The sequence below is a fragment of the Paenibacillus sp. yr247 genome (assembly GCF_900103825.1).
Taxonomy (GTDB): domain Bacteria; phylum Bacillota; class Bacilli; order Paenibacillales; family NBRC-103111; genus Paenibacillus_E.
This window is the reverse complement of record NZ_FNIF01000011.1, coordinates 120,168-144,000: the sequence shown is the minus strand read 5'-3', so window position 1 is coordinate 144,000 and position 23,833 is coordinate 120,168. Positions and strand designations below refer to the sequence as shown.

Annotated in this window: 28 protein-coding genes and 1 tRNA gene; 11 read left to right on the top strand and 18 right to left on the bottom strand. The window is 42.0% G+C overall.

The features are described from left to right. Positions 1–249 (top strand): IS3 family transposase (locus tag BLT91_RS18815; protein ID WP_141225030.1); only part of this gene is annotated, 249 nt, incomplete at its 5' end. Between the two features lie 41 nt (positions 250–290). Here the strand turns inward: BLT91_RS18815 and BLT91_RS18810 are convergent. From BLT91_RS18810 to BLT91_RS18800, 3 genes are read right to left on the bottom strand one after another with little or no spacing between them, the layout of a single operon-like run. Then, positions 291–938 carry a hypothetical protein gene (locus BLT91_RS18810; RefSeq protein ID WP_141225029.1) on the bottom strand — a complete coding sequence of 216 codons (648 nt, stop codon included), beginning with the start codon at positions 936–938 and terminating at the stop codon, positions 291–293. A gap of 34 nt (positions 939–972) precedes the next feature. After that, positions 973–2,679, bottom strand: a complete 1,707-nt coding sequence (locus BLT91_RS18805; RefSeq protein ID WP_090823690.1) for a TniQ family protein — start codon at positions 2,677–2,679, stop codon at positions 973–975. Further along, positions 2,676–3,002, bottom strand: a complete 327-nt coding sequence (locus BLT91_RS18800) for a hypothetical protein (RefSeq protein WP_090823687.1) — start codon at positions 3,000–3,002, stop codon at positions 2,676–2,678. The genes BLT91_RS18805 and BLT91_RS18800 overlap by 4 nt, the downstream gene beginning before the upstream one ends. 149 nt (positions 3,003–3,151) lie before the next feature. On the opposite strand from BLT91_RS18800, the gene BLT91_RS18795 reads away from it, so the two are divergent. Beyond that, the gene (locus BLT91_RS18795; protein WP_090823685.1) at positions 3,152–3,487 is read left to right on the top strand and encodes a helix-turn-helix domain-containing protein; all 336 of its coding nucleotides are present in this window, start codon (positions 3,152–3,154) and stop codon (positions 3,485–3,487) included. 78 nt (positions 3,488–3,565) lie between these two features. On the opposite strand, the gene BLT91_RS18790 is transcribed toward BLT91_RS18795, so the two are convergent. Both BLT91_RS18790 and BLT91_RS18785 read right to left on the bottom strand, forming a co-directional pair. Next, complete coding sequence (locus tag BLT91_RS18790; RefSeq protein WP_090823683.1) at positions 3,566–5,200, bottom strand: TniQ family protein; 1,635 nt, start codon at positions 5,198–5,200, stop codon at positions 3,566–3,568. Between the two features lie 153 nt (positions 5,201–5,353). Further along, complete coding sequence (locus BLT91_RS18785; RefSeq protein ID WP_090823681.1) at positions 5,354–7,981, bottom strand: adenosylcobalamin-dependent ribonucleoside-diphosphate reductase; 2,628 nt, start codon at positions 7,979–7,981, stop codon at positions 5,354–5,356. 397 nt (positions 7,982–8,378) lie between these two features. Here BLT91_RS18785 and dat point away from each other — a divergent pair, with 397 nt between their 5' ends. Further along, a complete protein-coding gene (gene dat / locus BLT91_RS18780; RefSeq protein ID WP_090823679.1) occupies positions 8,379–9,206 on the top strand; it encodes a D-amino-acid transaminase in 828 nt (275 codons plus the stop codon). A 291-nt stretch (positions 9,207–9,497) separates the two neighbouring features. Here dat and BLT91_RS18775 read toward each other — a convergent pair whose 3' ends face one another. Next, complete coding sequence (locus tag BLT91_RS18775; protein ID WP_090823677.1) at positions 9,498–10,337, bottom strand: lipoate--protein ligase family protein; 840 nt, start codon at positions 10,335–10,337, stop codon at positions 9,498–9,500. A 336-nt stretch (positions 10,338–10,673) separates the two neighbouring features. On the opposite strand from BLT91_RS18775, the gene BLT91_RS18770 reads away from it, so the two are divergent. The 3 genes from BLT91_RS18770 to BLT91_RS18760 all read left to right on the top strand — a co-directional run bounded on the left by BLT91_RS18770 (position 10,674) and on the right by BLT91_RS18760 (position 14,548). Beyond that, positions 10,674–12,467 carry a DEAD/DEAH box helicase gene (locus BLT91_RS18770; RefSeq protein WP_090823675.1) on the top strand — a complete coding sequence of 598 codons (1,794 nt, stop codon included), beginning with the start codon at positions 10,674–10,676 and terminating at the stop codon, positions 12,465–12,467. Continuing rightward, entirely contained in the window at positions 12,464–13,483 is a 1,020-nt protein-coding gene (locus BLT91_RS18765) for a YqhG family protein (RefSeq protein ID WP_090823673.1), read from the top strand. Before BLT91_RS18770 ends, BLT91_RS18765 begins: the two co-directional genes overlap by 4 nt. Before the next feature lie 114 nt (positions 13,484–13,597). Beyond that, the gene (locus BLT91_RS18760; RefSeq protein ID WP_090823671.1) at positions 13,598–14,548 is read left to right on the top strand and encodes a hypothetical protein; all 951 of its coding nucleotides are present in this window, start codon (positions 13,598–13,600) and stop codon (positions 14,546–14,548) included. A 43-nt stretch (positions 14,549–14,591) separates the two neighbouring features. Here BLT91_RS18760 and BLT91_RS18755 read toward each other — a convergent pair whose 3' ends face one another. The 3 genes from BLT91_RS18755 to BLT91_RS18745 all read right to left on the bottom strand — a co-directional run bounded on the left by BLT91_RS18755 (position 14,592) and on the right by BLT91_RS18745 (position 15,923). Next, a complete protein-coding gene (locus BLT91_RS18755) occupies positions 14,592–15,242 on the bottom strand; it encodes an SGNH/GDSL hydrolase family protein (protein ID WP_090823718.1) in 651 nt (216 codons plus the stop codon). Between the two features lie 129 nt (positions 15,243–15,371). Then, complete coding sequence (locus BLT91_RS18750; RefSeq protein ID WP_090823669.1) at positions 15,372–15,563, bottom strand: YqzE family protein; 192 nt, start codon at positions 15,561–15,563, stop codon at positions 15,372–15,374. A gap of 78 nt (positions 15,564–15,641) precedes the next feature. After that, entirely contained in the window at positions 15,642–15,923 is a 282-nt protein-coding gene (locus BLT91_RS18745; RefSeq protein WP_090823667.1) for a hypothetical protein, read from the bottom strand. A gap of 164 nt (positions 15,924–16,087) precedes the next feature. Here BLT91_RS18745 and BLT91_RS18740 point away from each other — a divergent pair, with 164 nt between their 5' ends. Further along, positions 16,088–16,330, top strand: a complete 243-nt coding sequence (locus BLT91_RS18740; RefSeq protein WP_090823665.1) for a hypothetical protein — start codon at positions 16,088–16,090, stop codon at positions 16,328–16,330. Between the two features lie 78 nt (positions 16,331–16,408). On the opposite strand, the gene BLT91_RS18735 is transcribed toward BLT91_RS18740, so the two are convergent. Then, on the bottom strand, positions 16,409–17,062 hold the full coding sequence (locus tag BLT91_RS18735) for a Bax inhibitor-1/YccA family protein (RefSeq protein WP_090823663.1): 654 nt from the start codon (positions 17,060–17,062) through the stop codon (positions 16,409–16,411). Positions 17,063–17,285: 223 nt separating this feature from the next. Continuing rightward, positions 17,286–17,369: transfer RNA gene (locus tag BLT91_RS18730), tRNA-Leu, on the bottom strand. A 147-nt stretch (positions 17,370–17,516) separates the two neighbouring features. On the opposite strand from BLT91_RS18730, the gene BLT91_RS18725 reads away from it, so the two are divergent. Further along, complete coding sequence (locus BLT91_RS18725; protein WP_090823661.1) at positions 17,517–17,696, top strand: hypothetical protein; 180 nt, start codon at positions 17,517–17,519, stop codon at positions 17,694–17,696. A gap of 42 nt (positions 17,697–17,738) precedes the next feature. On the opposite strand, the gene BLT91_RS18720 is transcribed toward BLT91_RS18725, so the two are convergent. After that, positions 17,739–18,509 carry an adenosylcobinamide amidohydrolase gene (locus BLT91_RS18720; RefSeq protein ID WP_090823660.1) on the bottom strand — a complete coding sequence of 257 codons (771 nt, stop codon included), beginning with the start codon at positions 18,507–18,509 and terminating at the stop codon, positions 17,739–17,741. Continuing rightward, a complete protein-coding gene (locus BLT91_RS18715; protein WP_090823658.1) occupies positions 18,496–18,759 on the bottom strand; it encodes a hypothetical protein in 264 nt (87 codons plus the stop codon). Before BLT91_RS18715 ends, BLT91_RS18720 begins: the two co-directional genes overlap by 14 nt. Before the next feature lie 142 nt (positions 18,760–18,901). Between BLT91_RS18715 and BLT91_RS18710 the strand changes: the two genes are divergently transcribed. Then, positions 18,902–19,219, top strand: coding sequence for a hypothetical protein (locus BLT91_RS18710; protein WP_090823656.1), 318 nt, complete (start codon positions 18,902–18,904; stop codon positions 19,217–19,219). A 72-nt stretch (positions 19,220–19,291) separates the two neighbouring features. Here BLT91_RS18710 and BLT91_RS18705 read toward each other — a convergent pair whose 3' ends face one another. Both BLT91_RS18705 and BLT91_RS18700 read right to left on the bottom strand, forming a co-directional pair. Continuing rightward, positions 19,292–19,618 (bottom strand): hypothetical protein, encoded by a 327-nt coding sequence (locus BLT91_RS18705; protein ID WP_090823654.1) that lies wholly within the window; start codon positions 19,616–19,618, stop codon positions 19,292–19,294. 80 nt (positions 19,619–19,698) lie between these two features. Then, on the bottom strand, positions 19,699–20,268 hold the full coding sequence (locus tag BLT91_RS18700; protein ID WP_090823652.1) for a xanthine phosphoribosyltransferase: 570 nt from the start codon (positions 20,266–20,268) through the stop codon (positions 19,699–19,701). A gap of 270 nt (positions 20,269–20,538) precedes the next feature. Here BLT91_RS18700 and BLT91_RS18695 point away from each other — a divergent pair, with 270 nt between their 5' ends. Beyond that, entirely contained in the window at positions 20,539–21,255 is a 717-nt protein-coding gene (locus tag BLT91_RS18695) for a superantigen-like protein SSL4 (RefSeq protein WP_090823650.1), read from the top strand. Between the two features lie 79 nt (positions 21,256–21,334). Here BLT91_RS18695 and BLT91_RS18690 read toward each other — a convergent pair whose 3' ends face one another. Continuing rightward, positions 21,335–21,940, bottom strand: coding sequence for a DedA family protein (locus BLT91_RS18690; protein ID WP_090823647.1), 606 nt, complete (start codon positions 21,938–21,940; stop codon positions 21,335–21,337). 140 nt (positions 21,941–22,080) lie between these two features. Here BLT91_RS18690 and BLT91_RS18685 point away from each other — a divergent pair, with 140 nt between their 5' ends. After that, positions 22,081–23,121: a YkvI family membrane protein gene (locus tag BLT91_RS18685; RefSeq protein WP_090823646.1), complete on the top strand. Its 1,041-nt coding sequence runs from the start codon at positions 22,081–22,083 to the stop codon at positions 23,119–23,121. Here the strand turns inward: BLT91_RS18685 and BLT91_RS18680 are convergent. Both BLT91_RS18680 and BLT91_RS18675 read right to left on the bottom strand, forming a co-directional pair. After that, positions 23,053–23,490: a hypothetical protein gene (locus BLT91_RS18680; protein ID WP_090823644.1), complete on the bottom strand. Its 438-nt coding sequence runs from the start codon at positions 23,488–23,490 to the stop codon at positions 23,053–23,055. The genes BLT91_RS18685 and BLT91_RS18680 overlap by 69 nt on opposite strands. A gap of 39 nt (positions 23,491–23,529) precedes the next feature. Next, positions 23,530–23,814 (bottom strand): hypothetical protein, encoded by a 285-nt coding sequence (locus tag BLT91_RS18675; protein WP_090823642.1) that lies wholly within the window; start codon positions 23,812–23,814, stop codon positions 23,530–23,532. Positions 23,815–23,833 lie beyond the last annotated feature (19 nt).

Here is a 23,833-nt window from a genome sequence, read left to right as displayed (position 1 = left end):
GAACTTTTGAAGCAAAAAGGGTTAGGTCAATCCATGTCTAGACGAGGAAATTGCTGGGACAATGCGCCTCAAGAGTCTTTTTTTGGCCACATGAAGGACCATGTTGATCATCGTAATTGTTCCTCATTAGGAGAACTACAACGAGAGATTGACCGTTATATTCGCTACTACAACAATAATCGATATCAGTGGGGATTAAAAAAGATGACACCTGTGCAATACAGGAATCATCTATTGTTAGCCGCCTAGACACAAGGCTTTTTTCAAGTGTCCTTGACAAAGGGTCCAGATCATAATTTTTCTTGATCAACTCTAGACTTTTTTAATATTGTCTCTATTCCAAGTATGTCAACTACCTTATCCGTTCTATATCTTGCCGGTGATTCAACAATTGAAAGCGTTCCACAAGTAAATATTATTTTTTGAGATAACTTACAATCAGATGATTCTAGAACTTTCAACCTTACTTTTTTCCAATGGTTATTTAGTAACTCAAACTTATTATAAGATTCCCTCCAAAGTGCAACTTTTTCAATTAATCTAATATTATTTAAATTTGGGTCATATTGCGAATCTGATATCTGTGCTCTAAGATCATTACTAGCAGTAAATCTCAAAAAATATTTTCCAGGAATTTGTATATCCTTTAATTTCTCCTTATCCTCTTCCAATAGTTCTTCACTTCTAACAAATGTATTTAGGTGTAAAATCCCTAGATCAAGAAGTAATACATTTAAATCCAAGTGGTTATAACTGTATTGCCTACAGGTTTCAAACTCACCAATTACTCCATGTTCTTTCCAAACAATGCGTTTTAAATTTAGTTCATCCTGTTCAGCCCTGATCATATTTTTTAAAAGATATAACTTTTCCTCCTCCTGTTTTAGTTTCAAATATGAACCATCCTGGATAAATTTTAATATTTCTTTTAGACTCAATTGCAACCAACCCTTCTTTAATATTTTTATTTCATTAGCCAGGGCTGCTTAAACATTTTTGAATTTTTGAAATCGTATCTTCTTTAAAGTAATATCTTTTTCTTCCATCTTTCATATGCAAAGTGAAATTAGCCGCTATTCCATTTTCATTTAAAACTTTCCATAACCTCTTCTCTCCTATTTTTAGTTTTTTCATGACATCTTGAAAGAAATATCCGACTTCTTCTTGTTTTTTTCTCTTGACTAATTCCAAACAAGCCTTAATTTCATTCTCTTCATAAAAATTATCCACTAAATTGCCCCCAGGTATAATTCGTGATGGCTTGAGATGTCCTGATAACGTAAACGCAATGATATCAACAATTGTTAGCGAACTTGTAGAATATTTGATTAGCACATCATGAAATCTAATAAAATTAGTATTAAGCTTACTTTCAATCTGACCCAAACAAAGCTCCATTAACTTATTCACTTCATCTAGTTGAAACTGTTTTATTGGGGAATTAGCAACTTGAATAGGTGTTAAGTAACCCGCATTAACTACTTTCGAGACTGAATATGTATTTATCCCTAAGATTAACCCAGCTTCCTTTCTTGAAATAAGTGAATGCCTTTCATTCAAAAAAGTATCAAGTGTACTTTTCTCGATTAAATACTTTGCTTGCCCATTTGTTAATTTTGTTTCGAGCTGCAACTCCTTAAAATCATTTAATTCATGGAGCTTTTCGTAAGCAATTCCAGTGTTTTGTCTAACTTCTTCTCTCCGCATCTTCGTTCTTTTTAATAGTAAACTAGGGTTTTTCTTAAATATTGAAAAATCTCTCCTTACATTTCCCATATCAATTTGATCGATAAAATATGAATTATAAGCTTCTTCGACCCATGAAAAAGCTTGATCGTTAAAGAGCTCTTCAAATGCTTTTAACTTTTCGTATCTTGCTTGTCCTCGTTTACGAGTTAAGAAATCATCTAATACAATAAAGAAATGATTTGGGAAAGCATTAAACATCCAATAGATATTAGCTAGCGCATTTGCTAGGGTAAATCCGCTCTTCTCACCATTTGAACGGTTATAAAATAGTAATAATTCCTCTGACGTTAACGAGTTATAATCTGAGGCTCCATTAAGTAAATGAAAACTGTGGAATGCTAACTTAAAGAAATTAGTAAAATTACAATTCTTCAATACTAAAAAATTTCCATTCCAAAATCCATGATATATTTGTGATTGTGATTCTACAAAAATAGTATTCTCAATTACAAGTGATTCCGTTTCTCTATAATCAAAGGAGCATTTATCACATTTTTGACTAATAAATGCAGCCATACTTATTAAGTAACCACATTGAGGACATTGATCTATCAATTTAACTCTATGTTCAATACATAAATGACAAGGTATCCCTACCCAAATTGTTCGATGAAAATATTTATCCTGAATACACAATGGACAGTACTTCACTTTATTTTTCATTATAATTCTAGTGTACAATTCTGTTCCAACTCGTTCTTCCAAATTACACCCATTGTAAATCCCAAAATTTACAAGCCCTTCATTCAGGTCAATAAGCTTACTCAATGCTTCTTGATCGAATTCATTGTTTTGAGCTTGGTACGCTGATAAACCAAGAAAATCCACCAAATAAGTAACACTCGGATAATGATTACACTGAGACAATCTGAAAAGATAACTCGAAAGACTCTCATCTTGATATATATCGAGTTGATTTTTTAAATTCATTTTCTTGCTCTTTTCCGATTTTTCAACTGATGCTTTAGGTTTCTAATCTTCTCTTGATAAATTAGTATATTTTGTTCATTCATCACTGTTTCATCAAATATTCTATAAGCAATTGTAAGACTACCATCATTCAACAAGACTAAAATATACTCATTATCAGTTCTGTCTACATAAATAGGAATCTCTCTAAATATATCCTCCTTAAGTAAAAACCACTGCTCCTTGATTGCGATGCTGCATGAATACAAATTTCCATTGAAGAACAACCCATTTTCAGTTACTTCTGCTCTCTCTGGTGGAAATAAATCAAACAATTTTTCCACAATAAACACCTCCTATTAATCTATTACTATTAATATCACCAAAAACTAGAGTTATAATACATATACATAGTATTTTAAGTTTGATAATACATTTAGACACATGTTTGACTTCATGTATCTTGACTACACTTCAATTAGAGGTGTAGCCAATGTCAGATCCTACTTTAAAATTAATTGGTGAACGAATACGTGAATTACGGAAGCAAAGAGGGTTTTCACAAGAGCAATTAGGAGAATTGGCTGACTTTCACTATACATATATTGGTGGAGTAGAGCGTGCTGAAAAGAACATCTCAGTTCTAAATCTCTCTAAAATTGCGACTGCCTTGAATGTTGGACTATATGACTTATTTGAATATACGAGACTAAATAGTCGAACCAAAGATAAATCAGATGATTTAGAGCAAATTGTAAATCTGCTACTATCTTTAAAATCAAGTGAAGTAAAAAAAGTAAAGAACATACTAATGGAAATGTATGAATAAAAAAACATGGCGATTGTTACTAGTCGCCATGTTTTTTATATACTTTAATTCCTCGGTTCATTTCAAAAAAACAAAAATTTATTTCTCCCCATATAACGCTCGTCTAACTATCTCATGATGACGATATTTAGCAACTTCTTTTACATTCTTATATACTTCATACATATTTATCACATGTTGTACGTCTAATTTATAATAAAATGGAGATCCCTTGCTCCCACTCGAAAAGTAATATACATCAAGTTGCCCCGCCTTGAAAAGCTCAAACCCTAGTTGATTAATCACATTACTTCTATCGAGATAATCACTCTTATTATTACTCATCATATTTATTGCATTTATCACAGCTCCCCTAAAATATAAATAGTCCCAACTGTTAATACTGGATTGGAAAACTACCTCAATATTTTTTCTTTTTAAATATTCCTTAATGGTCTTGTTACTCCATATACAATTATCTAATAAATTATACGCAGAAATATACTCAGTTACTTTTTGATCAAGTCTCTCTATAAAAGCGAGTTCGTAACACACTTCTTCAAGTAAATACTGCGTTGGAACTTGAAACATTTCACATATTAGTTTTGTAGTTATATTACTAACATTCCATCTTATAGCTACTTTACTGAGTGAGATAAACCCTATTTTTTCATCGTAGTTACTAAACTCAATTTGTATCATTGGGATATAATCTTTATGAATTATTTTAAGATTATTTCTTGGATGATAAATTATATCAATTTGCGATTTGTTTAAGACTCGTTGGAGTAGCTCCTCTGGAATCCCAAAAATTTCTATAATGTCTTCTACAAATAAGTAGTTACGATCGTAATTCATTTGCTCAAAACGAATATTTTTATAGCTCTCCTCACGCATATGAGTTTTTCTTAGCACATTTTTCAAGTTTTTATCACGCATTAAGTACACAAATTTGAACATAAAATCTTTAGTTCTATCAAACGACCCTTTGAAATGTATATTTAAAAATATAACTAATTTAGATGGCCATGCTGAGAGTAAATCATTTGCAAGTGACATAATTTTAAATTGTTGAATTATATCATGATAATATCCTCTCGAAGCAAGCCGCTGTTTCTCAGTTGAATTTAAAGTTATATTAAAAAGATCTGTTTTCATTACCAAGTAATATGAAAGCCACTGAGTTAGAATAATTTGTTCAGTTATACTTAAAGAATGCTGTAAAAATGGTGAATCTATATTCTTAAAATCTCCTTCTTCTGTAAGATATTTGGGCTCCTTACCAATACTTAGCACCGGAGAATGCTTCAGATTGCTATTGCAATAACCACATTTTCCTTTTGTTATATCAACAACTTTGATTTTCTTTTGGCAATATGAACAATTCTCTATTAAATAGATTAAATGTTTATAACAATACGTATGATGTGTTAACGACCAGTTAGCTCTATGATATGTACTTTGTTCTACACATTTCGGGCAAAATCGGGAATACAATTGATTTTTCCATTCTGGTAGGGTAAGTCCTTCGAGAAACCACCTATATGTAATTAAATAGTCCTTTGTTATATCCTGTCCAGCCAATACAGATATTGAGTCAAGATATTTTTCAATCTGTTTTTCAGACGCATCCTTTTTAATAGTCCCTACGCCCAACTCAAAAACTTCACGATGATTAATTAGAGCCAGTCTACACAAAAAACCTTCCAATGATTCATCAGGATAACAATGCATAGCCGACTGACCTTGTTGTATATTTATTCATTTTGATGTATAAAATCATTTTTCTAAGAAATTATGGAACAAACCGTCTAAGGAATTATGGAACAATTCTAATTAATTATGGAATTTGACAATAAAAACCAGGGCTTCCGCCCTGGCTCAATCCTATGAACACCTGCTATAGCCGCAGTTGATGCAATTCTTACACCCTTCGCTGTTGACCAGCGAAGCGGATCCACAGGACGGGCACAAGTCCTTCGATGCGACGCTAGCTGCGCTCGATTCGGAATGCCCGTTATGACTCGCAACATGCGGCACTGGCGGCGCATCTAGAACTTCACTCGTCGCGGTCACATAGTTCCGCGCGTCGTCTTGCTCGTTCATCACTTCGTCGTGCTGCTCGAGCGCTTTGGCAACTGCGTCCGCGATAGACTCGACGCGGTTGTTGCCAAAACCAATGGCTCCGGAGCCGCCGATGCCTTTCAAGTGCTTCACGAGCAGCTTTACTTTGTCGCCATGGTCGCCATAACGTAAGAACAAGGAGCACACGCGGCCTAGTGCTTCTGACATAGCGAACACATCGGAGCCTGCTTTCCCTACGTTGAGGAATATTTCGCTTGGCGTACCGTTCATATCGTTAATCGTGATATACGCCATTCCGAAAGGTGTATTCACTTTATATGTGGCACCGCGTAGAATTTGCGGGCGGCGCTTATATTGTTTATCGAATACTTGCTCGGTCTTCGCATCAACATCTACTGCAAGTTCTCCTGATAGCTTAACAAGGCTATCTTCTTCTTTCACGGCCTCGGCAGCAACGGCTACCGGAGCTATTTCTGCTTTCTTATTTTCCTTTTTCTCTGCGCTCGTGCTCAATACTTGCACATCACGGCTTCCATCGCGGTAGATGGTTACACCTTTGCAACCCAGATCAAAAGCCAATTCATACAAGCGTTTCGTTTCTTCAACCGTGAAATCGGCCGGACAGTTCGCTGTTTTGGAGATCGAGCTGTCTACCCATGTTTGAATCGCAGCTTGTGCACGAATATGATCTTCTGCCGTCAATGTCATGGATGTTACAAAGTAATCTGGCAGCTCTTGATCGGGATGAGCATCTTTCCATTCCTGGGCAATCGGCACATATTGTTTGTCAAAACCAAGACGGCTTTGGCGATAATATTCAAATGCAAAGTAAGGCTCAATGCCCGTCGATGTACCAACCATCGTACCCGTGCTTCCAGTAGGAGCTTGTGTAATCACCGTAACATTGCGCATGCCATTTATCTTTATCGCTTCACCGACTTCAGGGAAAGCCTTGGTCATGTTTTTCATAAAGCCGCTCTCAAGGAATTTATCTGCAATGAACTCTTTGAAAGATCCTTTTTCACCGGCAATCTCAGCCGATGCCAGATAAGCTTCTCTGGCCATAAAGCCGTAGATTTTGTTCAAAAACACCAGAGATTCCGGACTTCCATAACGAATTTTCAATTTAATCATCAATTCCGCAAGGCCCATTGAGCCTAGTCCTACACGACGCTCACCTTGTTGATTCGTACGATTTTCTTCAAAATGGTAAGGAGTCTTATCGATCACATTATCGAGAAAACGAGTTGAATAACGGACAACTTTGGCCAAATCTGCCCAATCCACGTCATGCTTCTCCGCATCATAAAATTTCGATAGATTAATAGCAGATAAATTGCAAACTCCCCAAGCCGGAAGCCCCTGCTCCCCACATGGATTCGTACAAATAATTGGATTGAAGTACCAGCTATTCGACATTTGGTTGTAGTATTCCATGAATACGACACCTGGCTCTGCTGATTTCCAAGCGGACTCGATGATCGTATGCCAAACGTCACGTGCTCTTACGGTGCGATAAGGCTTAACGGCTTTACCTAGCTTTTTCCAAGCATCTAGGTTGCCATCCCATTTATCGTTGTAATCAGGGTCTGTCGTATCAGGAAAAACAAGCTCCCACTCGAGATCTTCCTTAACGGCTTTCATAAATCCATTGCTTACACAAACGGATAAATTCGCATTCGTAATTTGACCCATCGTCGACTTCACCGTAATGAAATCTTCAAGATCAGGATGCCAGTCGTTAATCATCAGCATAAGGGCACCTCTACGGCTCCCGCCTTGTTCAATCAAGCCAGTTGTATAGCTGAACAAACCTCCCCAAGAAACAGCGCCGCTGGATGAGCCGTTAACACCCTTCACAACAGAACGACGTGGACGAAGCGAAGACAAATTGATTCCGACTCCGCCGCCGCGTGACATAATTTCAGTCATTTCCGTAAGGGTACTCATTATTCCGCCACGACTATCATGTGGAGACGGAATTACATAGCAGTTAAAGAGTGTTAGTTCGTCACTTGCATCCGCACCTGCAGCAATGCGTCCACCGGGTACAAGCTTCCAATCATCGAGGATATATCTGAATTTATCTGTCCATTCTTTACGCTTCTCAGGAGTTGCCTCCACAGATGCCATAGCACCGGCCAAACGGTCCCACATTTCTTCCGGTGACTTCTCTATATTTAGCGTGAGCTTTTCAACCGAGGATTCAACAGTCTCACCGCTGCGTGTTTTTACTTTCACGATATCGCCGTCACGGCTTATGATTTCGCCAACTTCTTTAGCTGGGAATTTGGGGTCGTCCTTTGTCAAAACGAGAACAGTATCGCCCACCTTAGCAAAACTCGTATCCGCATTTTTGAGTGCATAGCGATCCAAAAATATTTTCTCGCTTAAACCATCCAACTTCTTATTTGACTGTACAATCCCCATTACTAATGCCCTCCCAATAAGCTACAGATTCAGCTGCGAATAAAATCAAGCTTTCTTTAATGAAATTTATGTAAAATTACAATATATGGTGTGTGAAATCCATTATACAACACTACATATTGATCTTCTAATGGCTAAAGAACCAAATTTCGTCATTAAGACATGCCTTAATCATTTTAGCTAAGACTTTCTTTGAAATGCTCTCTTTTTCACGATCAAAATGTTCAAATTCAATCGTTGTTTCATGGTAAATTCGATAAAGTACGCAGCTCGTTTTGACGATCACGAATACCTCTGCTAACCTATATATAGGATAACACATTTTATCTCATTTTAGAACGTTTGTTCGATATTTTTTTATAGGATATGCTTACGAAAACTTAAGGAGATGTTGTAGATGTATTTTTATAAAAATGAGTTCTTAAGCAAGAAGGACGTTAGTCTCTCACCTGATGATCGTGGCTATTATTTCGGAGATGGAATATATGAAGTATTCCGAGTTTATCATGGAAAGCTCTACGAGCAAGATGCTCACATGCAGAGACTTCAAAGAACTGCAAGTGAAGTCCGAATAGAGCTGCCTTTTTCCATTGAAAAAATCGAACAGATTCTCACTGAACTTGTTCTGCGAAATGAACTTATTGAAGGCACTGTTTATATGCAAATCACCCGAGGCGAAGCTCCACGTGCACATCCGTTCCCCACTCAAGCCGAACCGATTCTGCTCGCATACTGTAACGAGGTGCAGAGACCTATCGCTTCTATACATAATGGGATTAACGCGATTACTTTAGAGGACATCCGCTGGCTGCGGTGTGATCTCAAAACGCTCAATCTTCTGCCTAATGTCATGGCCAAGCAAGCAGCACTCGATCACGGTGTACAAGAAGTCATTCTGCATCGGAATGGTATTGTTACAGAATGCAGCGCATCTAACTTGATGATGATCAAGGATGACGTACTTTACACGCATCCCGCTAACCATTTAATTCTGCATGGCATCACCCGAGCAGTCGTTTTGAGATTAGCCCAGTCCCTCGCGATTATGATTAAAGAAGAATCATTTACGACGGAGCAGCTTTTGCAGGCTGACGAAGCCTTTATTACAGGAACTACGATGGAAATTACGCCAATCATACAGATTGATGGTAAATCAATTGGAACCGGCACTCCCGGTCAGCTTACTCGCAGGCTGCAAAACGAGTTTGAACGTACTTTTGCTTAAATTAGAACTTACCTCAAGCATATAATCTCTCGCGCTTTGAAAGTAAATTATGTCATAATTCGCCAAATCGAAGAAAGAACCTAAGGCTTATGCCATAGGTTTCTTTCTTCGATTTGATTAACGGGAAAAAATCATGCTAATTTCTTCATCTGAGCGTTATTCATCCATTTTACTGGAAATCCCCTCGTTAATTTCCTCTCTTTTTGTCAAAAGACTTGCAAACACTGATTTAGCTGGAAGTTTTCCAGTTAAATCGCTAAATCCCTAAATCAAATCTCCTGCTTCTCTCATTTATCGCCGAAAATTCCACTCGTCCGTACCATATTTCTCACGTACGAGTTGATCGGTCAGTTCAACCTCGTATGGTGTCAACGGAGCCTCTTCGAGCTCCACGCCAAGCCCCAGTGCGATTTCACGACGAAACGCTTCCTCGACCTGACGCAGTGTCACCGCCTCTTTCCCTTGCGCTAGAAGCAGTTCGTTAATCGCCACGGCTTTCTTAAGAAAGCTCTGTTTCATACGATCCGCCACCTTTTCGTTCGAGAAGCGCAGCATTCGAAACAGCTGATCAGTATCCATATCCAGGAGGATGGAGCCGTGCTGCAGCACGACATTTTTTTGCCGAACCTGCGCACTCCCGGCGACTTTGCGTCCCTCAACAACAAGCTCATACCACGAGGGGGAATCGAAGCAAGCCGCTGATCCAGCGGAAGCGTACTTCTCCTTCTCCTCATCACTCGCGAGCTGCACCATTTCGGCGCCAAGTCCGAGCGCCCGAAATCCTTGCAGCAGCCCCTCGCTCAGCACGCGGTAAGCTTCGGTCACATTGCGGGGAATGCCCGGATAATCCTCAGCGACAATTATACTATACGTCAGCTCCTTATCGTGCAGAACTGCTCTCCCCCCGGTAGGACGACGTACAAAGCCAATTCCCTCACTAGCTACTGCTTCCCGATCGACTTCCGATGCTTTTTGGAAATAGCCAATCGACAATGTGGCTGGATTCCATCCGAAAAAACGAACCGTAGGAGGTACGATTCCCTCACTATGAGCGGTTAGAATTGCTTCATCTAAAGCCATATTTTCAGCAGGAGAACGATCTCCCGTATGTATAAAACGCCATGCCGTCATCTCTTTCGGTCACCCTTTCCCACTTTGATATCCAAAGACAATTCTTATCATATCATAAAATTGTACTAGCTTACGATGTTAGCGACAGTTACACTTTCCCTACAGTTTTACTGCATCTTGCATGGAAAAGTTATGAAAGCGCCTCTTCTGGACATACTAACACGTATTCGGCAATTAGCTGCTGAGCAAAATGGCGTACATACTAAATTCAGCTCACACTTACGAAGTTAGTTTTCTTACGAACACAGCGCAAGCTTATGAAGTTATTTTCTTACGAAACTCAGCTCATGCTTACGAAGTCAGTTTTGCTGCGCAAACTCTAAGGAGGGCACATCTATGCGTCAACATGAACAGCAAGAGAACATTCGCCCCATTCATAATCAGCTTGATATGCACTTTGAGAGGGACTGGTTTACTGAGCTGGATAATCGTGTGCGCGGAGGAGGTCCATGGGACGACTGGACGCTTTACCAGCTAGCCTACGAATCGGAAGAATCGGGGCTTATTTCTACGTTTGACGAGATGCAGTGCCTCGTCCATCTGGGGCAGCTTGAGCCAATGGCTCATCAAATCGATACGGCGAAACGTGTGCTCAACGAGATGCGAGGCCGCGCCATATTGGCCGATGAGGTTGGACTTGGGAAAACGATCGAGGCTGGTTTGATTTTAAAAGAATACATGATCCGCGGCCTGGTGCGCAAGACACTTATCCTTGTCCCAGCTTCCCTTGTACTGCAATGGGTTCGAGAATTGAATTCTAAATTCGGCATTCCGGCCGTCGCTCATAAAAAAGCCTATATGTGGAAGCAAAGCGAGGTCATTGTGGCCTCCATGGATACTGCCAAACGCGACCCGCATCGAGAAATTGTGATGGGTCTTGAATATGACATGCTGATCGTGGACGAAGCTCACAAGCTAAAAAATAAGAAAACGACCAATTACACTTTCGTGAATGAGCTGCGCAAAAAATATTGCCTGCTGCTCACCGCCACACCGGTGCAGAATGACTTGAAAGAGTTGTTCAACCTCATCACCTTGCTCAAACCAGGTCAACTGGGGATTCAAAGCAGCTTCAAATCCAATTACGTCGTAGGTAAAAGGATACCGAAAAACGAGGTTCAGCTTCAACAGGAGCTATCCAAGGTAATGATTCGCAACCGCCGCGGCGACGGCGGTGTTCATTATACCAAACGGGTTGTGAAGAACATCCCTCTCACTCTTTCGGATGACGAACAGGCTCTCTACGATGGTGTAACGAATTTCGTTCGAACACGATATGAGGAAAGTGCCGGTGATCTCAGCAGCATGCTCTCGCTCATCACTCTGCAGCGCGAGGTTTGCAGCTCTCGGGACGCCGTATTCATCACTCTCGTCAATCTTTTTAAGAAAACAGCGGAGGATTCGCCGGTTCGGGCTAAAATATGGGAGCTTGTCGAGCTGATTCGCAGTATTAAAGCAAACACCAAAGCGGAGACCGCGATGAAGCTTATACAAGATATTAATGATAAAGTCATCATCTTCACGGAATATCGAGCTTCGCAAGAGTATTTGCTGAATTATTTAAAACAACACAAAATTACAGCTGTGCCTTATCGGGGCGGGATGAATCGCGGAAAAAAAGATTGGATGATGGATTTATTCCGCAACCGTGTACAAGTCCTTGTTGCAACTGAAGCTGGAGGTGAGGGAATTAATCTGCAGTTTTGCCATAACATGATTAATTTCGATCTGCCCTGGAACCCGATGCGCGTGGAACAACGCATTGGCCGTGTACATCGTCTTGGACAAACGCACGATGTTAACATTTATAACTTATCTACAAATAATACGATTGAGGAACATATTCTTTCTTTACTGCACGAAAAAATCAATATGTTTGAGCTGGTTATTGGACAACTTGATACCATCCTGGAGAAGATCGAAAAGAAAGGCTCACTCGAAACATCGTTGTTCCGCATGATTATGGAGTCAGGTTCAAGCGAAGATATACGTAGAAAGATCGATGAGTTAGGCCAATCGATTACCGAGGTCAAATTGGAAGTTGAACAAAATGATCCTTTACAGGGACTCGCAATACAAGGCGTTATCGATGCCTCCTACGGCATGCAAAGCGGTGAGGTAAGGCCATGAACAAACGGAACATTCACACGTTCGTCATGCGTTTTCTTGAAGCATATAATTGCACGATCATAGAGAAATCACCCGCCTACGTCACCACTAAGCTGTCTCCGGAAGCGGACAAAGAGATGACAGGTCGTCCTTATTATTGGAGCTTCGTGGAACGAACGGGGGCTCCCGCCGAAACGATGACCTATAAATTCATTTTAGATCCTGAACAAATGAAGCTAGAGTCCAAACCGAAGGTCGCCGCAACCGCAGTGAAAAACCCTCCAAATGGAGGGTTTCCTAACCAGGCCCATAGCCAATCTCAAGGTCAAGGGTCAAGTCAATCCCCTGTAGCGCCTGACGAGAATTCCGACAGCATTCTTGGCCGCTATTTCGGCTTCGTTCCGACGACGATCACCACGCGTGTTCCGCAGGACGAAGTTATCTTCGGCAGCAGGCGTTTAGAGCAAATGTTCAGTATTGTCCGTGAACGGGGACGATTCGTTCATTTGTTCGAAGAACCCTTCCCGACGGGAGCTACGTATCATGCATCGCTTGTTTATGACACCTGGTTATGTGTCAATTACAAGGTTGAACTTGCTTGCGACCGCAAGCGAAGCGAAATTCACTCCCTTGCCATCCAACTGAATAGCGGCGAAATCCGGGAGCATTTTCACAAGCATGTGCTAACTAAGAGTCTTTCACCAAAGCTGCCTGCGAATAGTCATATTTTGCCTGATACGATTTCACTGCCCAAAGCCATAAACGCCCTAGAAATGACGCTCGAGCGCAAAATCAGCGTGTACGACCACAGTTGGGCTGACGAAGCGAATGAACAGCATCGCAGTGAGATCGACCGTGTTGAGTCTTATTACAACGGTCTTCTGCTGAGCGCAGAGCCTGACAAAAGAGACGAAATCGAAACCCAATGCCGAAATCGTCTGCAAGAAATCGACTGGCAGCACAAGCCGCGCATCGTCGTCTCTGTCATCAATTGCGGATTGTTTCATTTGAACGCTGGGCGAACACCCAGGAACTGACGTCAGTCGCTAAAACATCGCAAAATTAACGCTACAGGTTCTAACAATCTTTTTAAAACATAAGAATTACAATAGATTCATATAAAAGAGGTTACGATAGGTAGGTGAACGAGGATGAAGCTGTGGACAACATGGACAGCAGCTTGCTTAATTAGTGTAAGCAGTTTATTATTCATACCGCTCCAAACCTCTGTGGGTGAAGGTCTTGATAGGACAAGCCTTACACAAACGGCAAAGGAAACAATAGTAAGTAACACAGCGACGAAACCAATACCGGATTTGCGGAGCGAATCCTCTTTGGCAGCTACGATCAACAGTTGGCGAGCAACCCTCGCTCACGAAAAGGGATTTGAAGGCTGGCAAACGGCAGCTTGGAACAGTTATCCTCTCGGGCCAGGCACACATGGATGGGTGATTATCCTCACAGATCATGGACAAGACGTTGGCTACATGATCGTACATGCCACAGAAAATGGCTCCTTCCGGTTAACCGAATACGGAACAGGTAACAATCCATTATTCAGCTTGACCACGCTGTATCGATCATTGATACAGCAGGAACTCATTCCAGCTACTACCTCTTACTCTGATTTTATTCAAAATGAAATGATCATGAAAAACCGATTATACATGGATTCACTAACAGCTGTATGGAAAGTAAATATCCAAGACCAAACGTATTATTTAGATGCCAAATCAGGTGAAGTGCTTCCGCTCAAAGATGAGCCTAAGCCTAGTCTTACGGACACTCTAATTAAGGGGACAAAATTACAGGGCAAAGCCACAACGGTATTATATCCTGCCTTCGATCCCTATGATCGTCTTCCTTGGGTCCAAGGGAATCCGCTTTCAGTGACCGGACTCAAGGAATTTCAAAACGCTTTAAACTTGCAGGACAAGCTAACCTATGTCACCGAGCTTTATGAAGGTCAAGTGACACTGCCTCTCGCAATTCTTGGTTACCAGCTATGGGAAGATGGGGATTCCTACCTCACTTTAGATCATGTTGGTCCACGTTACGTATTACTGGAGGCGGCGTTAAGACAAGGACATATTTACCCCTAATAAAAGCCTTAGACCACTATCGAGAGGTCTAAGGCTTTTCGACTTATTTCCAATTAAAATCAATAGCTTTCAAAAAAGCATTGGCTAGAACGGTATGCCCTACATGATTCGGATGTACACGATCCCATGCGAGGTATGCAGGGTAGTAGACCTGAAGTACAGGCTCGAACGCAGCCTGCGTATCCACAAAAATGGAGCCCGTTTCTTCGGCAATCTTTTTCACGACTTCACCGTATTGATCCATTTTGGAGCGCATGGCATCCTGTGGATTAGGTTCTATGTAAAATGGCGACATCAGTACAATCCCTTTTACATGCGAACGCGTTTGTGTTACTAGCTCTCTTAACGTTTTTTCATAAGTTTCACTGCCAACCTGAATTTCTTTTTGAAGCGGTAAGTCGAAATGTCTCCATACGTCATTAATGCCTATCATGATGGATAACCAATCCGGCTTCAGATCAAGGACGTCCGTTTGCCATCTTGCTTTGAGATCTAGCACCGTGTTTCCGCTGTTTCCCATATTCACTGTACGGATTTGCAGCTCTGGGTACGATGCATTAAGCAGCCCGTCCACAATAGAAACGTAACCTTTGCCAATAGCTCCAAACAATCCCTCGCCAACTGGCTTTGTACGCTCACAATCCGTTACCGAATCACCGATCATGACAAGTTTAGTGTTTTTCTCAAGTTTCATTGTGACTTCATCCTTCCTACTTTCAAATGTTTTCATCCCCTCCCTTATTCGCTAGGTAACATAAAAAACCTCCCGCAGAACAATCAGGTTATGACAATCTCCCGATCATTTGCAAGAGGCTTCGTAATTTCACTTCTTAGGTTTTACCTGGTCAATCAGCATCCGAGCGGCCAGCGGCAGCATGCCGAACCAGCGTGTCTGCCAGTTTTCCCTTTGTTCCTTGTTCATGGCTTTAGCCTGCTGACGAACATCCCTTGGTGTGTCTATATACGTAACTACTTGTTGAGTTATGTACTTTACCAATTCATCGCTTTTTGCCATACTCCCACCTGCCTTCTCTCCCTATTTTAACCAGAGAGACATGGGCTTAAACGCAATAGACAGGTGGGCGACATGGGTTCAACCGATCTTTCCGCCACTTTCCGCAATGATTTTATCTGCAAAAGTTTTAATTGTACCACAACCTAGCAGCATTGGTTTGTTATCACACTGCAATAATAAAGTTTGAGCATTTGTATCCCATGCATATTGAAAACCGACATTCATGCCAACAACGGTAATCATGAACTTGCCTGAAGCTGCGTTGGGAATCATAAATCCCTGTTTTCTGCCGACTTGTTGTAAGGCTTTAAATACTGAAGACGAAATACCTCTATACGTCCATGTACTGCAAGCCGCCATAGGTCATCTCCTCTCTACCCTTCTAGGATCATTAAATTGTATGAAGAGAGACAGAAAATCGTGCTTGTATCAAAAAAATCGATCGAGCATGTAACGTCCATACGCTTCTATTCTCCTTGCTGCCGCATATACTAAAAGCATTTAGCGAAAAAGAGGTGTATTGGATGTGGGAACAGATGCTCCTAACTGATCAGATTGAAATTCAAATGGATAAATTCGATCATCTGCTTGAGTTGAAACTGAGCAATCACGAGAAAGAAGAGGCAGCCACCGTTCGGTTGAGCCATGCTGAACTCATCCTACTACTGCATACCCTGTTGGAAGTTAATCGAAGCTTTCGCGGAGATATTTCTTATTACCATGACGACCAAGTTCAGAACGAGCTCTTAGCTCGTTCTCCCGGATAGCCACAAAGCAAAAAGCACCTTCGATTCCCACCAGTCGGTAAGATTCGAAAGTGCTTTTTTGGTGTTTCTAACATTTCTCTAATCCCTGTTAATACCAGCAATGGATGCTAGGAATCTTAAGATATACAGGAAGAGATTAATGAAATCGAGATAAATATTTAATGCAGCCAAAGGAACTTCTTCCGCAGCTACACCATTGCGGTATTGCGCCACATCGTAGAGAGCCCAACCACTGAAAATCAAGATGCCAATCATCGACCAAACCAGGTTCATGACAGAACCAAAGCTTACGAACATGCCAATGACACTCATGAGCACGAGACCAATTGTTCCTGCGAACAAGAAGCCGCCTAGAAAGCTGAAATCACGCTGCGAGCGGTGAGCATAGAAGGCGAGCCCGGCGAAGATCGCCGCAGTCGCGAAGAACGCGCCAGATACTACGTTCGCCCCCAGCATACCGCCATAATGCATAATGACTGGATACAAGGTAACTCCTGAAATGGCCGTAAACGCGTAAAGAAATCCGTATCCAATATGCTTACCGCGAATCCGAATCACGATAGCGGCAACCAGCATAACCACCTCTGCAATGATGAAAAGCATAATCATCGATGGTGGCACGACAATCGCTCCGATTAATGTCCCAACGAAGGAAACCAGAAGGGAAATAGCAAACGTTTGAAGAACATGAGCAAAACTGCCTGAATGTGTAACCGTAATCGTTCTATCCATGAAAATTTCAGCTCCTTTATAAACATGTACAATCTATACTATGTATTATACCTATTTTTCATGAAAACCGCTATACGGAGTTAAGCTTACTCATTTGAAAGCGGAGTGGATTTTCTTGATCATTCGCTGCAACAAAGATTGCTGCCGCCAATCGACATTATTTCCTAGGAAATAATGAAAACAACCCTTTCAGATTTCATCTGAAAGGGTTGCAGTGAGTTGATGCGATCAAGAGGACTCGAACCTCCACGGGGGTAAGCCCACACGGACCTGAACCGTGCGCGTCTGCCAATTCCGCCATGATCGCATGTGCGGCTTCTATGAACGAAGTCGTAATAGCCGTGACAAAATTTAATATAACATGGGAATTGAAAGCTAGTCAACGAAACTTTTTACAATTCATGTATAATTCCTTCGGCCTCTCCAAACCCTATCCCCAAAGGAGGGGTGACTGATGGATAAGGAAGAAATTAAAGCCCTTGAACCGAAATATACAGGCAATCAACGGGAACTAACCGAAGGTGAAGCCGAAGCCATTGTACATGATCCAAACTTCAAAAGTGAAGATGAGGATGAATCTAGTCTAGATGCGATTACAGCAGCGGTAGCTTACGGCGTTTTCCGTAGATCCTAGCTAACCAAAAAAAACAAAAACGCTCTACGAATTCCATGAGGATCAGTAGGGCGTTTTCTCATACAATTGTCCCGAAGCCATGATAGCTTTATAAACGGTTCTTCCAATCAGGTAGCCTAGCGTTGTCGCTGTACCGGCATAGCTGTAAGTTTGACCGCGGCATGTTGTAGCAATCAGCACGGCATCCGTTGTCGTTCCAGTAGCTGTCTGACCATCCACATGGACGCCCAACGCTTGAAGCGCTGCCGCCTTGGCTTCTGTAGCCGTGATGACAGCGTTGACCATCGCTGCATCTGTTAAACTGCCATTAATTACGACAATTGTGTTAATGGTCCCAGGGTAAAGCGAAGCGGCAGGTAGCTCCGCGCCAGCTCTAGCTTTGTTCCCAAGCCCAACCGTTACCCATGAGCAAACGTGAAGGAGCTCCTCCCCTAACCGCTGCGAAAGTTTCCGGTCATATTCGCTGATATCTGCGGCTTCATCCGCCCCCCAGGTTAAGGCGCTATAGCCAACATCTTTCACCCTAGCCGCGGTCAGCATACCAGCTGTTTCTTGGGGACTCAAGCCCTCACTTTGGATGAAATCGTCCATCTCTCGTAGGGGATCAGCTTCGTTATACAGCTTGTCTACTTGCCGATTCAACATGACCTTATGCGTGCCGAAACCACCGCCCCATGGCGAAGAATTCAACGTCCGCATAGGAGTGTCGCTGCAAATTCGGAGATACGTAGCTTTTCGTGAGCTAACCAAATCCATATGAATACCTGAGATAGGAATCTCCATCTCGCTTAGTACATCCCTATTCGTCATCATCAGAAACCGTATCAGGTTCAATTGGCTCTTGCGGAAGCATGTATTCAGGCGGTCTTTCGTCGCCGTGAGGTTGATACACATATCCGCGTGAAAGCTTTACGACTCTGCGGTTTTTCTTGCGGATTAACACACTCTCATCATCCCAAGCAACCACAATTCCGCGGACATCATTCGCTGGGCTAACATCGCGTATAACGCGGAGCAAAGTGCTCTCAACGCGATAAAGATCTAGTTGTTCTTCGGATATCATCCTCTTACCTCCAATACTCCAAATTTACTCCTTTAGCATACACCAATTCCTGTTTAGTTTAAACGTTACATAAATCAGCTTTACTCGGGATAACTTAACAATGACGAAACAAAGCTAATCTTACAGCATGGGAGGTTTTGTATTGGATAAAAAAACGTACTACGTTAACGTCGGCACAGGGGAAGTTTTAGAAAATAAAGAAGCACTGAATTTTGAATTCGAAATATCGGCTACAGACGAAGAAATTGATAAACTGCAGGAGCTCTTTGAGGAAACCGATAACTCATCCCAAGGCAGCTATGAATCTTCATGGCTTCCTTGGAAAGTTTATTACTCCAATGAGCCCAATCAGGAATATGATTATTACTTAACGGAAGTGTATCGAACACTGCACAAATTGGGTTCCGAACAAACGAAAAGGCATATTGAAAGCATGAACATTTTGGAAAATGGCGTCTGAGAGATTACAATTGAAAAAAAGGCCAACGAATCCTCTGCGGATCCATTGGCCTCTTTCGTATATGGGGATAAATTAGCTAACGTGTTCCTTCGAGTCATTCGTCTCGAACCAGAAATCAAGGACTTTGCTAGACATTACGCGCTTCTGAATATATTCCACTTGTGCCACGGAGAATTGCTCTTCCCACTCGATCGTCAGCTCTGTGCAAAGCTTCACGATGGTTAACAACTCAGACCAGGCTACATAGCGTTTGTACCAGAAAAATTGAGGGTGTTCGATCATATACGGATACAGGTCATCAAATTCTGTATGCTTACAATCAAGAGCACGTTCAAAATGTGTTTTGGCTTCCCCAAGCTTTGTCATAAAATATTCGATGGAACCATTTTCAATACCCATAGATGTCAGCCTCCTCTCTTACCTTGTAATCATTATAATGGATAAATCGGTTTCAGGGAAGACATCGACATAATGTAAAATCAGTCAAAAGTAATCTGCCCGTTCGCCAGTGAGGAAATTCGAGCTAAGGATTCTACACGAATTCCACGCTCGCGAATTGAGCTTCCACCAGCCTGAAATGATTTCTCCACCGCAATGCCTACACCGACTAGCTCCGCTTCTGCTTTTTCAATAATACGAATTAATCCGCGTGCCGCGTCTCCATTTGCGATAAAATCATCGATCAGCAGAACCCGCTCCCCTTTGCGAAGTAAATGAGAGGATACCATAATGTCCGTCACAATCCCTTTCGTAAAGGAAGGTACACGTTCACTGTATGTGTCTTGATCCATGGTCAGCGTTTTCTTGCGACGCGCGAATATCATGGGAACCTCGAGATGAAAGGCAGTTGTATATGCAATCGGAATGCCGGATGATTCAACTGTTAACACCTTGTCCGGCTTCGTTTCTCTAAACAATCTTGCAAACTCTTTACCCATCTCCATGATAAGCGCAGGATCTACCTGATGATTAAGTATGGCATCCAACTTTAGCACATTATCCGATACAACCACACCGACCTCTAGGATTCGCTGTTTTAACAATTCCATGATACTAGCCCCCTAATCCTGTCTATTATGAGTAAGTTACCATATTGACGAAGTAGGTTTCAAGTCCCAATTTGTGAATATCGTCGTTATGGAGTGAAACTTTTACTGCCTACTAGGTGTCTATATTCATGAAGGGCTCAACTTTTAAAATTCGTCTATAATTGCTCACATATGGGTATCTAGATGCATTGAGATTAGGAACCGGAAAGCAGTATGATAAGTAATGTCGCAATTTTCGCTTTAACTATTCGGCAGAAAGGATAGATGACGATGAATAACCTTATAAGACCTCTCATTCTTGGCTGTGTACCAGTTGCGATTGCATCATTACTGGCAGCTGGATGCCAAAAGTCATCTGCTCCTTCCGTTCAGCCTACTATAGATTCATCCATCCATCTCCAATCTCATAGCGCAACTCCAAACAGCACACCTCCTGCGATCGTAATAGCAGCTCCATCAGCTGCACCTAAATCGGAAGACACAATAACAAAGCATGAAGCACAAGTCGCCGGCACATCCAAAGGGGATTTAACGGATATCCCTCAGTCACCTGTGAGTGCAAAGGCTACCGCTAAGCCAAAGATTAAAGCTGAGGATGCGTATCAGCAGGAAAAACCAACCCTGATGGGCTTGAAGCTTGGATCGAATAAGAATGTGGTGCTGGATCGGTTTGGGAAAGCAAAGAAACAATTCATTATGGATGAAGATACCGATCCGATTCAAGTCTATGACTTCATCGATTTTTCCGTAGGATTTAATAAGAAGGACACTCTTGAGTTCGTTGATGTTCATACCGCTGAAATTGATCCAGGGCTCCGCGGATTACACCTAGGTCAGAAAGTCCAAGACGCGATTGCCATTCTGGGTAAACCAGATACAAACACAACTTATGTGCTCTCTTACAAGTCACAAGGTACACTGCTAAAGCTCGACATTGACCCGAAAGAGAACACCATCCAATCGATAAAGCTATTCGCAGACCGTTAATTCACTCAGATTACAACAAAAGACCATGAATTCTCCTCTAAAGGATGACATTCATGGTCTTTTGTTCATGCTTTGGTTATCAGACAGCTTTTCGCTTTCGGAGCCGGAAGTAAATCAAGACACCAATGACAGCTAATACGGCTAAACTCAGTAAGCTTATCCCCATATATTTATGAATCAAATGGAATAAACCATCTAAATTACTCCCAATAAAATGGCCTAAAGTTAAAAAAGTTGTACACCACAGCAGCGCCCCGGTCCCCGCATAGAGCATGTACTTATAAAACTTAACCCCGCTTACACCGGACAAGTAGCAAGTGAAATGACGAACCCCAGGCACAAAATATCCAAAAAACACGGTCCAAAGCCCGTATTTGTGAAACCAACCTTCTGCTCGTTCAATACGGTTTGGTGTTAATTTGAACCATTTTCCGTAGCGATACAGAAATGGTTTACCAACCCGGTGACCGATTAGATAACTAACAATCATCCCTGTCATAGTACCTGCATAAATGATAATCAACGTAGTTACATAATCAAAGGGCCCTCCAGGTGCGGTCAGTGAGCCTACAAAAGCCATCAAGGTCTCATCAGGTATGGGTACTCCGACAATACCGGCAGATAACAAAATGTACAGCGCAATATATCCATAATGACCTATGAAATCATAAAGAGCTTCCTTCACAAAAGACACACTCCCGAATCTTCGTCGTCCTATTCATTCTCATTTTATCAAAAACAAGAGCTAGCCCCAAGTTGCAGTCATGCACTTGTCTTTATGAACATACCTTGTACTATACCAAACGAAAGAAAGTGGGGCAATAAATGCGAACAGGATCCCAGATCGTCCGAGTTGCCTTTACCTATATTGGAACGGTTGTTGGAGCAGGGTTTGCTTCTGGACAAGAGATCCTGCAATTTTTCACACGTTATGGTTGGTTAGCCTCGTTGACAATAGCCTTATCCAGCCTTCTTTTCATTTGGATTGGCATTAAACTCATGCTCATGGCTCATGATTTGAAAGCGGCGTCCTATGAAGATTTGAATCGTGTTATTTTTGGCAAAAGAATCGGCAACTGGATTAGCTTGTTCACGATGTTTGTGCTCTTTGGAATTACAACGGTTATGCTTGCAGGCGGCGGAACTGTTTTTGAGGAACAGCTTCACCTCACCTATCAGACTGGACTGCTCGTTACTTTGGTTCTTGCTTATTTCGTATTATCCCGCGGAATCGGAGCCATTATGACGGTCAACTCGATCGTAGTCCCCATTATGCTGCTTTTTAGTCTGGTCATCGTCGTCTACACGTGGCATTCGCCAGCATCAGGAAACTGGTTGCGCATTACAAGTGATGATTCGCTTGGAAAAATATGGTTTGCTCCGTTCCTTTATACAGCCTTTAACTTAGCCATGGCCCAAGCTGTTCTTGTTCCAATGGGAGCATCAATTAGCAAGCGATCGGTGCTTTACTGGGGAGGATTACTAGGCGGTGCAGGCATTGGACTGCTTCTGCTATCTGCACATTATGCGCTATCGGCGCAAATGCCAGGTATCGCGCAATACGAAATCCCAATGGGAAATATCATCAACCGATTAGGGGCCGTACCACAAATTGCTTATTTACTCGTCATTTACGGTGAAATTTTCACTACGTTTATTGCGGATGCCTATGGCTTGTCCTTGCAGCTTCAACAGCGCACGAAACTGAACCCTAAGTTGTTGCTGGTCAGCATCCTAGCGCTTAGCTATTTGGTAAGTCAAATTGGTTTCAAAACGCTGCTTTCGGCCTTGTATCCCTTATTTGGCTTGATCAGTGTTGTCTGGCTCGTTCTGATGATTTGGCGCAACCGTAACCGTGCGATGTAAAACACCTGACTTGATGAAGCCTAGGACAACAACTAATCGTACAAACAACAAGAGCATACCCATAGCAGAAATAATAATGCCCGTGAGCAAATAGGAAAAATGAAAACTAGCAAGAGCTGTTTGATCGCGCAAGATAGCAAAAAGTTCGGCTAACAAAAGTATCAGACCGATGATAAATAAACCGACTACCGCATAATCGATGATCGTCCATCTCGAAAAGTATTTAACGGCAATCTCGACCTGGCTTGCAGCCTTCGGTGCCGCCGCCTGTTGTCTCCAAAGCTGATGTATCATCCAAGCCGTATAAATTGCTGCCCCTGTTACAAAAAGGCCCAAAAGACCACCGATAATGGCTAAAAGCATGTTCATAATGCATTCTTCCCCCTTTCTTCAACCTTTCACTTGCTGCTAGCCATGCCGCAAACCATAAATGAGAACAAGCGTTAATATAAAACAGAAGGCCGGAAGCGCATAGAGGATGGGCAAAAGCAGCCAGCTAGGAAGGCTCATGGCCGGTAGCCAGAGCAGCTGTAGATGTTTTTCTTCCGCATTATTCAGAGTTTCTACTGGCTTGAGAGAATGAACGGATAACACTTCGGAAGTCCCTTCATCCCACTCGATCTTCCCCTTCTTCCAACCGACCTGATACGTAATTTCCCGATGTTCTTTCCTCTTATCGCTTCCTGATTCCACTTCCGATTCCTCCAGCTTT